The following is a 13,935-nucleotide window of genomic DNA, read 5'->3' as shown; positions in this document are numbered from 1 at the left end:
GCAGCGCGTGCGAAGGGATTCACTCGGCGGCGCTGTCACCGCCATTGGGCACGCCATCGCCGGCGCTGCGGTCGGTCACGCCGTACAACTCATGCAGCGCGGCATGGAACGACGCGGGCAGCATCGGGCCATGGCCGAGGCCGTCGAACTCGCGGTACTGCACGCTCAGGCCCGGCACCTTGCCCAGCCGCTCGGACAACTGCATCGCCGCATCCGGGGTGGCGCCACTGATCCGGCGCAGGTGCGCAACCACGCGCGGGTTGCTCATATCGCGCTTGCCGCGATCACCGACGCGCTCGGCGCCGCCCAGCATCAGCCAGAGCTTGGCCGGCTGGCCGTGCACGTTCTGCACGAACTGCTGCTCCGGATCACCCAGCGCCGCGCCCTGGCTCCACCACAGCGACGGACTGGCTGCCAGATAGGACTGGAACGCGGCAGGTCGCGTGTACAGCGCATTGAGCACGAATAGCCCGCCCAGCGAATGGCCCCACAGCGCCTGCTGCTGCGTATCGATGCGTGCGCGACGCTCGACTTCCGGCTTGATGCGGCGCTCGATCACATCAAGGAAAGCCGCAGCGCCGCCGCCGACGGCCTGGGTCGTGCCGCTCTCGTCGTCGGCACGGTCGATCCACGCGGTGTAGTCGCGGGTACGCGCCCTGGAATCGATGCGCAGGTCGTTGTCGTAGCCGATCAGCACCAGTACCGGCGGTGCCTTGCGCGCAGCCAGCTCGGCCAGCAGCCGCTGGTCCAGCACCATGGCCACGGCATTGCCATCCAGCGCGTACAGCACCGGGGATGGGGTCTTGCCGGCCTTGGCCGGGATCGCCAGGTTCACCCGCCAACGGCGCTGCTGGTCCGGGCTGTCCACCACGAAACGCTCGAAGCGATAGCTGGCCGCCGGCTCGTCGAGCACGGTGTGGCCGATCTTCTGCAGCGGATTACGCTGCTGCGCATGGGCGTAAGGAGTGGCCAGGAGCAGACCCATCATCATGGCAGCCAGGCCGCGGGCCAATGGGCCACGGCGCGAAGGCAGGACGAAAAGCTTCATCAGTGGCGGCAGGAGCGGCCAAGGCCGCCGGTTCTCAGGGGACCGCAGTCTACCTTAAACGCGAATGATTATCACATCGATCAAACGTCACGCTGTGTATCACGCGCGCGATGCATTCATTTTCCCGGTTGCGCCGGAAACACCGGATCCACTATTTTGCCGGGCAGCGGGGCGCAGGAGCGCCCTTCCCTCGCAGGGCTGCGGATGGATGGGCAATCGAGTCGCCGGCCGCGCCCTGTCCTTTGCCAAACCCATCCACGCATGGCGTGGATCTACTGACCACCATCCACGGGAATGAATCCCGTGACTGCGAGAACACCTTGAAGCGCACCGCCTTGATCGCCCTTTCCCTCGGCCTGCTTGCACCGCTGGCCGCCCATGCCGCACAGGATCTGCCAACGCTCTACCAGGCCTTTGAAGAGGCCGGCAATTCGTCACTGGGCATGGAAGAACTCAACCAGACGGTGACATTCACTGCCGTTGCCCTGGGCGTCTCCAGCAACCTGGCGGGCGAGCCGCTGATCGAGGCCGGCGACGACCAGGGCAATGTCCTGGCCCGGCTGACCAGCGACGACGAGCACCAGGCGGCCAAGCTGGGCGCGCTGGAAGAAGGCGCGACTTTCACCGCAAGCTGCACGCTGCAGTTCAGCTCGGGAACGGACTACCTTTCCTTCGGCGACTGCAGCATCAAGTAAGAAAGAAGCCGGCGAAACGCCGGCTTCGTTTTCCCGCCCTGTAGAAGTCGAGCCATGCTCGACTCACGCAGTCTCACGGCCCCGCAGGCACCGGGCCGTAGACGTTCTCCTGCGGTGTACCTGGCAGCAGCGCGAACACGAAGATCACCAGGCCACCGAACGGAACGAAGGCCAGCAGGTACATCCAGCCCGACTGGTTGCAGTCGTGCAGTCGGCGCACGGTGACGGCGATGACCGGCACGAACGTGGCCAGCCAGAACACGACGAACAGGATGATCGACGCGATGCCCAGCACGTCGGACTGCATCACCAGCCCGGCGATGAGCGGCACCATCAGCACGGCGGAGACGATCAACAGGAACAGCTGGAACATCCAGTACTCGCGACGGTTGGCACGACCCTCGAACTGGGCATAACGCTTCAACGGCAGAATCATTTCCTGCACGGCATCAATCCTTGAAAAAGCAGCCGCGCAGTGTGCCAAAGGAGCGCCCGCAGGACAATGTGGTGACGAACCACACTCGACTGCCATTACCCCTGTAGCGCCGAGCCATGCCCGGCTGCTGTTTCCGCAGGTGCTGCTGGGTCGGTCCAGAGCGGAGTCGAGCATCGCTCGATGCTACATAAGCCAGCTCAACGGCCCTTCGCGGCCCTCGCCGCCTCACGTTCGGCGCGCAGCCGATCAAGCTTTTCCTTCAGCTTGATCTCCAGGCCCCGCGGCACCGGGTTGTAGTACACCCGTTCGCCCATCGCATCCGGGAAACCGGTCTGGTCCAGCGCGATGCCGCCTTCGGCGTCGTGGTCGTACTGGTATTCGGCGCCGTAGCCCAGCTCCTTCATCAGCTTGGTTGGCGCATTGCGCAGATGCAACGGCACCTCTTCGGTACCGCTCTGGCGCACGTCGGCCTTGGCCTGGTTGAACGCGGCATAGCCCGCGTTCGACTTGGCGGTGCTGGCCAGGTACAGCACCAGCTGGGCGAACGCGAGCTCGCCTTCCGGGCTGCCGAGCCGCTCGTAGATGTCCCAGGCTTCCAGCGCCATGCTCTGCGCGCGCGGATCGGCCAGGCCGATGTCCTCGATCGCCATGCGGGTCAGTCGACGTGCCAGGTAGGATGGATCGCAACCGCCATCGAGCATGCGGGTCAGCCAGTACAGCGCGGCATCCGGATTGGAACTGCGTACCGACTTGTGCAGCGCTGAGATCTGGTCGTAGAACTGCTCGCCGCCCTTGTCGAAGCGGCGGGTACGATCGGCCAGCACCTGGGTCAGGGTCTGCGGGGTGATGCGACCCCCTTCCCCACCCGCCAGTTCGGCGGCGATTTCAAGAAGGGTCAGTGCGCGGCGCACGTCACCATCAGCGGCAGTGGCGATTTCCAGCAGCAGCTCGGGCGCAACCTCGATACCCTCCTCGCCCAGGCCGCGTTCGCGGTCGCCCAGCGCGCGTTCCAGCGCCTCGACGATATCGGTTGGCGATACCGCTTCCAGCACATGTACGCGGCAACGCGACAGCAGCGCCGAGTTCAGCTCGAACGACGGATTCTCGGTGGTGGCACCGACGAACAGGATCGTGCCGCGCTCGATGTGCGGCAGGAAGGCATCCTGCTGCGCCTTGTTGAAGCGATGCACCTCGTCCACGAACAGCACGGTGCGCCTGCCCTCGGCGAACCGTTGCGCAGCCTCGGCCAGCACCTGGCGCACTTCCGGCAAGCCGGACAGCACGGCGGAGATGGCACGGAACTCGGCATCGGAGTACTCGGCCAGCAGCAGTGACAGCGTGGTCTTGCCGCAGCCCGGCGGGCCCCACAGGATCATCGAATGCACGCGCCCGGATTCGACCGCGCGACGCAGCGCGCTGTCCGGCGCCAGCAGGCGCTTTTGCCCGACCATTTCGTCGAGGGTGCGCGGGCGCATGCGCTCGGCCAGCGGGCGCAGATGTTCCCGATCAACGCTTAGCAGATCGGGGCCGGGGAAGGAAGTTGAACGATGTCTTGCCACCCGCACATTGTACCGCGACAAGGTGACGACGATTCCGGTAGTGCCGGCCGCTGGCCGGCAGATCAAAATTGCGTCAACCAAGGTTGACACCCACCAAGGCGGTGCCGGTTGACACCCACCGGAGCAGGTGGCGCCGGGTCATGCCCGGCATCCTCGGTCAATTACCGATGACGTCCGTGCCCTTCGGCGGGGTGAAGCTGAAGGTGCCGGCAGCAAAGCCTGGATTGCGCTTCCAGCCACTGAAGCTGATCACGGTGCGCTGTCCGACCGCGTCGGTGATCTCCATCTTGGCCAGGCCCTGGGCATTGAAGCCCAGCGCGGCGTACTGGAAGCTGGCTTCGGTCTCGCGCTTCGGCGACAGCGACAGCCACTGCAGGCCATCACGCTGCGCAGCCTCTTCACTGACGTCGTACTGCTGTTCCAGCAGCGCCGGGTTGATCAGCGCAGTCAGCGGGCTGTTCTGCTCTTCCTTGCCCTGCTCGCGCACGGTGACCTGCTCCAGGTCCGGCTCGTACATCCAGACCTTCCTGCCGTCAGCCACGATCAGCTGTTCGTGCGGGCGCACGTATTCCCAGCGGAACAGGCGCGGCGCCGACAGGGCCACGCGGCCACTGGTCGATTCCTTCACCTTGCCGCGGCTGTCGAACACCTGCTGGCTGAACTGGCCATCCAGGCCCTTCAGGCCACTGGTGAAAGTCTTCAGGTCATCGCGGGCACCGGCCCAGGCACTGCCGGCAGCGGCACAGGCGACGGCCAGGGTAGTCGTGGCAAGGAAACGGCGGAAGCGGAAGTTCATGCGGAAATCCTGTGGGCGCGGGCGCCAGGAAAGGTGGTTGCCAGTGTGCCCGGGGGAAGATGAATGGGCGATCAGGGCGACATTATGCCGCCCTGAACGTCCATCGGCGATTCAGCCGCCAGATGCCGGCAGCTTGCCGTACAGCACCTGGCCGCGGAAGCCGCGACGCACTTCGCGGTACAGCGCGCGGAACGCCGGATAGTCCTGCGGCAGGCACAGCGCCTCGGGGCCACGCACCGCGTTCTGCTGCAAGCGGTGGTGCACGATCACCTCCTGGCCCTCGCGGCTCCAGTCCACCCGGTATTCGCCAGCGGCATTGGTAAAGCGCTGGCTGGCCGGAATGGCGATGATCGGCGCATTGGCCGGGAACTGCAGGCGATAGGTTTCCTCGCGCAGGCTGGCATTGCAGTAGAAAGGCGTCTCGTTGGCCGGCGCCGAGGCGGTGGCGTACAAGCCACGCACCGACTCGCCACCCGGCGGGTCCGGCACGGCCATGCCGCCGGCCACGCTGAAGTCGGCGTAGTCCTCGGCCTGGAAGGCCATGCGGTAGCCGAACGGCCGGGTCAGGTCGACCGGTACGCCCTGGATCTGCAGCTGCCCTCGCCCATCGAATCCTGAGGCGGCCATGATCTGCTCCTCAGCGCGCGCACGGTTCTGCGCGTTGAGCTGTGAGAACTGCGCGCGCATGCCGATCTCGGCGTTCTCGCCCAGCTTCGGGATCGTCTCGCCGCGCAGGTTGCCGTTGGCGTCGAAGGTGAAACGCACTTCCATCGAGGTGGCGTTACGCTCCGGCGTGTTGGCCGGAGTGCGCGCCAGCGTGGCGTCCCGGGTGCGCATCACCGGCGCACCCAGGTCACCCTCCGGCAGCTGGCCGAAGCGCGCCCACGCGGTGGTCGAATCGAGGTACAGATCGAATTCGGGGATGTAGGTGATGGCGTGGTTGAAGCGGCCCAGCACCGGAATCCTCGGCAGCGTCGGGCCGCCCCCCGCACCGATCAGCACCGGCGAGCTGGCGATACCCTTGGCCGCCAGCAGCGCCTCGAGGATCGTCACGTGGTCCTTGCAGTCACCATAGTGATTGTCGAGGATGCTCTGCGCGCTGTTCGGCTCCAGGCCGCCGTTGCCCAGGTACACCGCCACATAGCGGATGTTCTGCGCGACCCAGCGATACAGCGCATCAGCCTGTTCGCGGCGGTCGCTGATGCCGGCGGTGATCTCATCAGCGAGCGCCTGCAGCGCTGGGGTCACCTCGGCCGCCGGGCCCGCCTTGAGCTGGTAGGCGCGCCCCATCTGCGACCAGTCACGATACGTGCTGGCCATGATGTTCGGGCCGAACTCCCAGCCCGCCGCCGACCAGTTCTGCGCCGGCATCGCCTCGCGGCGCTGGTAGCGCCAGCGCCATTGCGCCTGGCCATTCTTCACTGTCGGCCGGTCACTGCCCTGCACGCCGCGGCTGTCCACGAACATCGGCAGGTTGGCCGGCGCACTCAGGGTGACCTCGGCGTCCTCGTACTCGGTGAAGACGTTGAAGGTCTCCCACAGGCCGAAATAGCCCGGGAAGTACGGCGTAGCCTGGGTGCGACGCACCTGGTAGTACAGGCGCGTGCCCGGGGCCAGGTTCGGGAACACGATCACCCGCACCTTGCGGTCGGCATACATCGCCGCCGAGGCGCTGGAGTAGCTTTCCTGGGTGTAGATGCGGTCGGCCGGCACGTCGCGGCGCTGGCCGTCGGCGGTGATGGTGTAGGCGCTAAGCACCTCCAGCGTTTCCATCTTCTCGCTGTAGCTCAGCCGCACCTGGCTGAACTGCTCGACCGAGGCCTTGGTCTTGAGCAGGACCTCGTAGGTTTCGGTCTGCACATTGCCCGCATCCGGCCGGACCTGGTAGTCGGCGCGGTAACGGACAATGCTGAAATTATTGCTGGCTTCGGTATCGCCGCTGGTGGAAGGCGGCGCCGTGGCGGGCGCGGAGGTGGCGGTTTCTGCCAGTGCCGGGCCGGCAGCCATCAGGGCAGCCAGCGCCAGCGCCAGCGCGCTTGGTACGGGGTGAAGCATGCGTCGGTTCCTTGGACGTCGTGGGGGATACGTCGGGTCTTACTTCGGCGGCGGCGGTGCCAGCACCGTGCGGTCGCCGTTGTGCTCGGGCGGGCTGACCACGCCGGCCGCTTCCATGGCCTCGATCAGTCGCGCTGCACGGTTGTAGCCGATCTTCAGCCGGCGCTGCACGCCGGAAATCGAGGCACGGCGGGTCTCGGTGACCACCCGCAGCGCTTCGTCATACAGCGGGTCGGACTCGTCGCCGGCCGCACTGGTCTCGGGCAGGCCAGTGGCGCCGACGACCACGCCGTCGCCCATCGTCTGCACTTCGTCCAGCACGCCGTCGACATAGTCGGCCGGGCCCATCGCCTTGAGGTGCTCGACCACGCGATGTACTTCGTCGTCGGACACGAACGCACCATGCACGCGCTCGGGCAGCGCGGTGCCCGGCGGCAGGTACAGCATGTCGCCGTGGCCCAGCAGGGTCTCCGCGCCAGACTGGTCGAGAATGGTGCGCGAGTCGATCTTGGAGCTGACCTGGAAGGCGATGCGGGTCGGGATGTTGGCCTTGATCAGGCCGGTGATCACATCCACCGACGGGCGCTGCGTGGCCAGGATCAGGTGGATGCCAGCCGCACGCGCCTTCTGTGCCAGGCGCGCGATCAGCTCTTCCACCTTCTTGCCGACGATCATCATCATGTCGGCGAATTCGTCGATGAAGATGACGATGAACGGCAGCGTTTCCAGCGGACGCGGCGCCTCGCCCAGCTCCGGGTTCGGCTTGAACAGCGGATCCATCAGCGGCTGGCCGGCGTCCTGGGCTTCCTTCACCTTCTTGTTGAAGCCGGCCAGGTTGCGCACGCCCACCGCGCTCATCAGCTTGTAGCGGCGCTCCATCTCGGCCACGCACCAGCGCAGGCCGTTGGCGGCCTCCTTCATGTCGGTGACCACCGGCGCCAGCAGGTGTGGAATGCCCTGGTAGACGCTCAGCTCGAGCATCTTCGGGTCGATCATCAGCATCCGCAGGTCTTTCGGCGAGGCCTTGAACAACAGGCTCAGCACCATCGCGTTGACCGCCACCGACTTGCCCGAACCGGTCGTACCGGCCACCAGCAGGTGCGGCATGCGCGCCAGGTCGGCCACGGTCGGGCGGCCGGCGATGTCCTTGCCCAGCGCCAGGGTCAGCACGCTGGCCGATTTGTCATATTCCTTCGAGCGCAGCAGCTCGGACAGGAAGATCATCTCACGGGTGACGTTGGGAATTTCCAGGCCGATCACCGACTTGCCCGGGATGACGTCGACCACGCGCACCGACTTCACCGACAGGCCGCGCGCGATGTCCTTGTCCAGCGAACTGATCTGGCTGACCTTGATGCCCGGTGCCGGCTCGATCTCGAAGCGGGTGATGACCGGGCCAGGGTTGGCGCCGACCACCTGCGCATCGATGCGGAAGTCCTTCAGCTTGAACTCGATCTGCCGCGACAGCGTTTCCAGCGTTTCTTCGTCGTAGCCCTTCGGCTGCGGCTTGGGATCATCCAGCAGCGCCAGCGGCGGCAGGTCGGAACCATCGCCGTTGACGCCACGGAACATCGGAATCTGGGTATCGCGCTTGGCGCGATCACTCTTCTCGATCACCGGCTCAGGGCGCGGTTCGATCTTTACCGGCTCGCGCTTGGCGCGCACCTCGGCGTCGGCCTTGCGCACTTCCTGGCGCTCCTCGCGCATCACCCGGGTCTGCTTCCACTCGCTGACTTCTTCCTTCTTGCGCTCCAGCAGCGGTGCCAGCGACATTACGCCACGGCCGATCTTCTCCATCACCGTGAACCAGGACAGCCCGGTGGCCAGGGTGATCGAGGCCAGCAGCAATACCAGCACGAACAGGTTCGCCCCCAGCGCACCGAAGCCCACCGTGAGCGAATTGCCCACCAGCTTGCCGAGAATGCCGCCGGCACTGGCGACATCGCCACTGAACAGGCGCACGTGCAGGAAGCCGGTGCCGGCGATCAGGAAACCGACCAGACCGACCAGGCGCAGCGCCGGGTCCAGATCGTTCTCGCCCTTGCTCTCGCGCTTGAGGCCGAACATGGCGATCCACGCCAGTGCGCCGAGCACCACCGGCAACAGGAAAGCGATGTAGCCGAACAGCTGCAGCAGCACGTCGGCAATCCAGGCCCCGGCGCGGCCGCCGAGGTTATGCACCGGCGCGACCACGCTGCCGGTATGCGACCAGCCCGGATCCGTGGCTGAATAGGTGAACAGACTGGCCGCCAGGTACAGCAGGGCCGGCGCGATGGCGATCAGGCCCAGATCGCGCCAGAGGCGCTGGCGGCGTGGATTGTCGGTCGTCGCCGCCGCGGCCGTGCGACGTGACGCCTTGCTGTCGTCCGACTTGGAGCGTTCAGGGACCTGCTTCGCCACCTTAGACCATACCTTTGGAATGCGCTGTTAGTGATTGATAATAAATGAGACGGCGTCAGTTTTCAGTTATGCGACGTCCGGCAAGGCAATCCGAGGCCCGGAACCACCGCTGGATGACGGCGTTCTGTTCATCGGCTTGAATCGCCCTGCCCCAGCCGCCACTCTATGAGCAGCCATGGATGCTGCGCAAACATCGCCAGCGCCTTGTCCCATCTACCTTTTCGCGAGTTTACATGAGCACCAGCCTGCCCTCCCGCCACCAGCGCCTCGTCATCCTCGGTTCCGGCCCGGCCGGTTGGACCGCCGCCGTCTACGCCGCCCGTGCCAACCTGAAGCCGGTCGTCATCACCGGCCTGCAGCAGGGTGGCCAGCTGATGACCACCACCGAGGTGGACAACTGGCCGGGTGACGCCCACGGCCTGATGGGCCCGGACCTGATGGCGCGCATGCAGGCGCACGCCGAGCGCTTCGAGACCGAGGTCATCTTCGACCATATCCACACCGCCGACCTGTCGCAGCGCCCGTTCAAGCTGATCGGCGACAGTCACGAGTACACCTGCGACGCGCTGATCATCGCCACTGGCGCCACCGCCAAATACCTGGGCATCCCGACCGAAGAGACCTTCAAGGGCCGCGGCGTCTCCGCCTGCGCCACCTGTGACGGCTTCTTCTACCGCGACCAGGACGTGGTCGTGGTCGGCGGCGGCAACACCGCCGTCGAAGAGGCGCTGTACCTGTCCAACATCGCCCGCAAGGTCTACCTGGTCCACCGCCGCGACACTCTGAAGGCGGAGAAGATCATGCAGGACAAGCTGTTCAGGAAGGTCGCCGAAGGCAAGATCGAGACCGTCTGGCACCACCAGGTGGAGGAAGTGCTGGGCAACGATGCCGGCGTGACCGGCGTTCGCGTGAAGTCCACCCTGGACGGCAGCACCCGCGACATCGACGCACACGGTTTCTTCGTGGCCATCGGCCACCATCCGAACACGACCCTGTTCGACGGCCAGCTGGCGATGAACAACGGCTACCTGGAAATCCGCTCGGGCCTGGGCGGCAACGCCACCCAGACCTCGGTGGAAGGCGTGTTCGCCGCCGGCGACGTAGCCGACCAGCACTACCGCCAGGCGATCACCTCGGCCGGCTTCGGCTGCATGGCCGCACTGGACGCCGAGCGCTACCTGGACGCGCAGGGCAAGGCCAGCTGAGTCGAGCCATGCTCGACCCCGACCAAAGGCCGGCGCGAGAGCGCCGGCCTTTGTGCTTTCAGTAGTGCCAGGCCATGCCTGGCAGACCGAAGCCTGCCCTCACGCCCGTACGCACGCCTGCGAGAACTCGACCGGTGCCGTGGCAACGCCATCCGCGTCGCGCAGTACAGCACTCCAGCGCGCGACACCCGGGTCTGGGCCATTGCAGGCGAGATTGATGGTCAGCGGTTTGGCAGGGTCATCGAACGTCGTCGCCGATGGCGTGCACGCACCTTCCTCCGAACAGGACGCCAGCGAGAGCTCAACCGACACCGGATACTGGGGATTCCCGGCATATCCAAGTTCAATGTCCCGGGCCGCTTGGATCGGCACGTCGGTATCCGGCACCGGATGCAATGCCAGGGGCTCGCAGGTCTTTCCTGATGCCCACAGGCGATAGCCCTTCTCCACCCCTTTCATCGACGCCGAGCGGAAGACGGGGTCCTGCAGCGCCTTGGCATCATCCGGATTCGTGTGAAACGCCGTCTCTACGATGATCGATGGCATGTGCGCCTCTCGGTTCTCCCCCTTGTCCAGCGCGTGCGGAGCGGGAGCCACGGTGAATGCCGCATACTCAGGTAGCGAGTGAATCAGCTCCTTCATCGAGCACAGGACACTCTCTGCAAGAGCAGCATCCATCGGCCTACCAGGTTGCACGATCACACGAGTACCGCGCGCGGCCCCCGAGGGTTCTCCATTGCTGTGCAGATGAATCGCCACCTCAGCTCCGTGGTGGTTTGCGAGAAGCGGCCGACTGTTGATGTCTTCACGCTCCTCCCGATCCCAAAGCGTACTGCCTGCGTACGTGTTCCATATCTTTGTCTCGGCCGAATACTGCTCGGCAATCGCGTAGCGCGCAGCTATGGTCCACCACTCCTCACCACTCGGAGGATGAGTCGTTCCCGTGATCTGAACGCGCGGGCGGATGACAGGCATTTGGCTCCTTTGCTCGATCATCGCCTTCAGGTCCGCGGCGTACGACGGAGTCAAGAGCCCCTCCGAGACGCCATTCCATTCATCCCTTGAGGTCACCCACCGGTTGTCCTTGTAGCTGTAGAAATACCCATGCCCGGCTGCGACAAACGCCATCCCGGACCCAGGCGTTCCACGCGTCCGCCGCAGCGCTTCCCCCGCTTCCCGCGCCGCATCGTCCGCAGCCTTTATCTCAGGAAAGTAGTATTCGATCTCTTTCCCGTCATACAGAAAAACGACACGACTGAACGGAGCCGCCTGCTCGGCCCAATGCAGTAGTCCAAAACTGATCTCGCTTCGCTGATCCTCGAACGACGGCCCGTAATCGGCAGGAAGGAAGACCCGATCCAGCGCCACGGTCACTACACCGTTGGCGATATCTGCTGATACCTCAACCCGGCGACTGCGCGCCTGGCCATCCACAAGACGAACGCGCTCCAGAATGTCGCGTGCCTTCTGGGTCAAGAGGATGTCGAGCCCAGTGTCCTGCTCCACCGCACGAGGAGCGTCAACGGCCTGCGCGGGGCTGATCAACAGTCCGCCGCCCACAAGAGACAGCAGAACAGAAAGGGATCCAAGGCGAAGCTTCTGGTTCATTTTGGCTACTCCATGCAAAGAGTGAATGCACCGCTCCAGCGGCGCAGCTCACTCTGTCCTTTCGAATTCAGGCATTCCGCAACCCAGCGCACACGGATGGAGAATTCAAATTTTCCTCACCTCCAACCGAAACAAACCAACCCAGCCCCGCCAACACCATTCGCGATCCACCTGGCCTATCCTTGCCAACCATGCCCTCCCCCCGCTTCCTCGACTCCCTGCAGTCCATTCCCGCCACCGATTGGGATGCCCTGCACGACGGCCAGAACCCGTTCGTCAGCCACGCCTTCCTTTCAGGCCTGGAACAGCACGGCTGCCTCCGCGAGGACTGGGGCTGGCAACCCCGGCACTGCACGCTGTGGGAGGGCGAGCGCCTGATCGGCGCCATTCCGGGCTACCTGAAGACCAACTCCCACGGCGAATTCGTGTTTGACCATGCCTGGGCGAACGCCTACGCCCGCCATGGCCGCGACTACTACCCGAAGTGGCTGGGCGCGGTGCCGTACTCGCCGGTCACCGGGCCGCGCCTGCTGGCCCGTCACGATTCAGATCGCACCGCGTTGCTTTCGGTGTTGCGTGATGCACTGCCAGCACTGGAGGTGTCATCGGCCCATATCAATTTCCACACCGCAGCGGACGAGGCGCTGTTCGGCGATGACTGGCTGCTGCGCGAGGACGTGCAGTTCCAGTGGCAGAACCCGGGTGACTGGGCGACATTCGACCAGTTCCTCGGCGCGATGAACCACAAGCACCGCAAGAACATCCGCCAGGAACGGGCCAAGGTCACCCGCCAGGGCATCACGTTCCGCGTGGTGCATGGCGACGAGGCCAGCCGCGCCGACCTGCAGGCGATGTATCGCTTCTACCTGCAGACCTTCCTTGAGTACGGCAATGCCCCGGCGCTGACCGAGGCTTTCCTGCGCCATCTGGCCATTTCATTGGGACGTGGGCTGGTGCTGTTCCTGGCCGAGCAGGAAGGCCAGCCAATCGCCGGCGCACTTTGCCTGCGCGGTGGTGACACGCTGTACGGTCGCTACTGGGGTGGCGCCACATTGCCCGGCCTGCATTTCGAAGCCTGCTACTACCAGGGCATCGAATACTGCCTGCGCGAAGGGCTGAGCCGTTTCGAGCCGGGCGCACAGGGCGAGCACAAACTGGCGCGAGGCTTCCTGCCGACGCTGGTACGCAGCCGGCACTGGGTGGCCGACGCGGATTTCGCCGAGGCGCTGCAGGAGTGGTGCCGGCAGGAGCGGCGCGATGTGCGGCGGTACCGGCAGGAGCTGTTGGGGCACAGCCCATTTCGCGCGGACGGGTGACCAGCCAACCAGCGTTGGCATCTACCACGGCATTCGCGCGGGGCCGCGACGACTACAATGCCGGCATGACCCGCCAGCTGCCCTGGCGCCTGGCCGATGCGCCGGACGCTCCCTTCCCTCCTGCCGAGACCGCCCTGCGCCAGCCCGACGGCCTGCTCGCGGTGGGTGGTGACCTGCATCCAGCGCGTCTGCTCAACGCCTACGCAGGCGGCATCTTTCCGTGGTTCAGCGGGGGCGAGCCGATCCTGTGGTGGTCGCCTGATCCGCGCATGGTGTTCCGCACCGACGGCGTGCACCTGTCCAGCCGCTTCCGCCGCCAGCTGCGCAGCAGTACATGGGAGGTCAGCGCGGACACCGCCTTCAGCCAGGTGATGCGCGCCTGTGCGGCGGCACCTCGGCCCGGCCAGGACGGCACCTGGATCAGCCCGGCCATGGTCGAGGCCTACAGCCAGTTGCACGACCTCGGCTTCGCCCATTCCTTCGAAGTCTGGGACCGTCAGTCGCTGGTCGGCGGCATCTACGGGGTGGCCATCGGGTCAATGTTCTTCGGCGAGAGCATGTTCAGTGGCGCCAGCGGTGGTTCCAAGATCGCGCTGGCGGCACTGGCGTCCACGCTTCACGGCTGGGGTTGGGAGCTGATCGACGCCCAGGTGGAAAATCCGCACCTGCTGCGGATGGGCGCCGAACACCTGCCGCGCGCGGAATTCCTGCAGCACGTGCGCCAGGCCGTGCGCCGTGACAGCCGTGAAGGCTCGTGGACACAGGCCGTCGGACGCTTGCCAGCCCAGCATTTGGCCGGCGGTTAACACAAACTTTG

General features: G+C 65.6%; 11 protein-coding genes. 4 read left to right on the top strand and 7 right to left on the bottom strand.

The annotated features are described in order from the left end of the window. Window positions 1-19: 19 nt before the first annotated feature. A complete protein-coding gene (locus ACS0OT_RS09825) occupies window positions 20-1,048 on the bottom strand; it encodes an alpha/beta hydrolase (protein WP_197599023.1) in 1,029 nt (342 codons plus the stop codon). Window positions 1,049-1,368: 320 nt separating this feature from the next. On the opposite strand from ACS0OT_RS09825, the gene ACS0OT_RS09820 reads away from it, so the two are divergent. Beyond that, window positions 1,369-1,743, top strand: a complete 375-nt coding sequence (locus ACS0OT_RS09820; RefSeq protein ID WP_005416493.1) for a hypothetical protein — start codon at window positions 1,369-1,371, stop codon at window positions 1,741-1,743. 73 nt (window positions 1,744-1,816) lie between these two features. On the opposite strand, the gene ACS0OT_RS09815 is transcribed toward ACS0OT_RS09820, so the two are convergent. From ACS0OT_RS09815 to ACS0OT_RS09795, 5 genes are all read right to left on the bottom strand, one after another. Beyond that, on the bottom strand, window positions 1,817-2,188 hold the full coding sequence (locus ACS0OT_RS09815) for a DUF805 domain-containing protein (RefSeq protein WP_026346975.1): 372 nt from the start codon (window positions 2,186-2,188) through the stop codon (window positions 1,817-1,819). 188 nt (window positions 2,189-2,376) lie between these two features. Further along, window positions 2,377-3,654: a replication-associated recombination protein A gene (locus tag ACS0OT_RS09810; protein WP_227836677.1), complete on the bottom strand. Its 1,278-nt coding sequence runs from the start codon at window positions 3,652-3,654 to the stop codon at window positions 2,377-2,379. A 241-nt stretch (window positions 3,655-3,895) separates the two neighbouring features. Then, window positions 3,896-4,534: an outer membrane lipoprotein chaperone LolA gene (gene lolA, locus ACS0OT_RS09805; RefSeq protein ID WP_005416489.1), complete on the bottom strand. Its 639-nt coding sequence runs from the start codon at window positions 4,532-4,534 to the stop codon at window positions 3,896-3,898. A 111-nt stretch (window positions 4,535-4,645) separates the two neighbouring features. After that, entirely contained in the window at window positions 4,646-6,589 is a 1,944-nt protein-coding gene (locus tag ACS0OT_RS09800; RefSeq protein WP_262220060.1) for a DUF3857 domain-containing protein, read from the bottom strand. A 39-nt stretch (window positions 6,590-6,628) separates the two neighbouring features. Further along, a complete protein-coding gene (locus ACS0OT_RS09795) occupies window positions 6,629-8,989 on the bottom strand; it encodes a DNA translocase FtsK (protein ID WP_005416487.1) in 2,361 nt (786 codons plus the stop codon). Window positions 8,990-9,222: 233 nt separating this feature from the next. On the opposite strand from ACS0OT_RS09795, the gene trxB reads away from it, so the two are divergent. Further along, complete coding sequence (trxB, locus tag ACS0OT_RS09790; protein WP_005416486.1) at window positions 9,223-10,194, top strand: thioredoxin-disulfide reductase; 972 nt, start codon at window positions 9,223-9,225, stop codon at window positions 10,192-10,194. A 99-nt stretch (window positions 10,195-10,293) separates the two neighbouring features. Here the strand turns inward: trxB and ACS0OT_RS09785 are convergent, their stop codons facing one another. Beyond that, window positions 10,294-11,802 carry an N-acetylmuramoyl-L-alanine amidase family protein gene (locus ACS0OT_RS09785; RefSeq protein WP_262220061.1) on the bottom strand — a complete coding sequence of 503 codons (1,509 nt, stop codon included), beginning with the start codon at window positions 11,800-11,802 and terminating at the stop codon, window positions 10,294-10,296. Between the two features lie 191 nt (window positions 11,803-11,993). On the opposite strand from ACS0OT_RS09785, the gene ACS0OT_RS09780 reads away from it, so the two are divergent. Next, complete coding sequence (locus ACS0OT_RS09780; RefSeq protein ID WP_065196735.1) at window positions 11,994-13,118, top strand: GNAT family N-acetyltransferase; 1,125 nt, start codon at window positions 11,994-11,996, stop codon at window positions 13,116-13,118. A 65-nt stretch (window positions 13,119-13,183) separates the two neighbouring features. Continuing rightward, on the top strand, window positions 13,184-13,924 hold the full coding sequence (aat, locus tag ACS0OT_RS09775; protein ID WP_442256354.1) for a leucyl/phenylalanyl-tRNA--protein transferase: 741 nt from the start codon (window positions 13,184-13,186) through the stop codon (window positions 13,922-13,924). The last annotated feature ends 11 nt before the right edge of the window (window positions 13,925-13,935 follow it).

Origin of the sequence: Stenotrophomonas maltophilia group sp. RY12688, from assembly GCF_052149045.1 — a bacterium.
Classification (GTDB): Bacteria; Pseudomonadota; Gammaproteobacteria; order Xanthomonadales; family Xanthomonadaceae; genus Stenotrophomonas; species Stenotrophomonas sepilia.
This window is presented reverse-complemented; position numbering and strand designations above follow the sequence as displayed.

Bases quoted from the DNA above. Each gene is read 5' to 3' on its own strand.
- ACS0OT_RS09825 (WP_197599023.1), bottom strand. From the start codon at position 1,048: ATGAAGCTTTTCGTCCTGCCTTCGCGCCGTGGCCCATTGGCCCGCGGC.
- ACS0OT_RS09810 (WP_227836677.1), bottom strand. From the start codon at position 3,654: ATGCGCCCGCGCACCCTCGACGAAATGGTCGGGCAAAAGCGCCTGCTG.
- lolA (WP_005416489.1), bottom strand. From the start codon at position 4,534: ATGAACTTCCGCTTCCGCCGTTTCCTTGCCACGACTACCCTGGCCGTC.
- ACS0OT_RS09800 (WP_262220060.1), bottom strand. From the start codon at position 6,589: ATGCTTCACCCCGTACCAAGCGCGCTGGCGCTGGCGCTGGCTGCCCTG.
- trxB (WP_005416486.1), top strand. From the start codon at position 9,223: ATGAGCACCAGCCTGCCCTCCCGCCACCAGCGCCTCGTCATCCTCGGT.
- ACS0OT_RS09785 (WP_262220061.1), bottom strand. From the start codon at position 11,802: ATGAACCAGAAGCTTCGCCTTGGATCCCTTTCTGTTCTGCTGTCTCTT.
- ACS0OT_RS09780 (WP_065196735.1), top strand. From the start codon at position 11,994: ATGCCCTCCCCCCGCTTCCTCGACTCCCTGCAGTCCATTCCCGCCACC.
- aat (WP_442256354.1), top strand. From the start codon at position 13,184: ATGACCCGCCAGCTGCCCTGGCGCCTGGCCGATGCGCCGGACGCTCCC.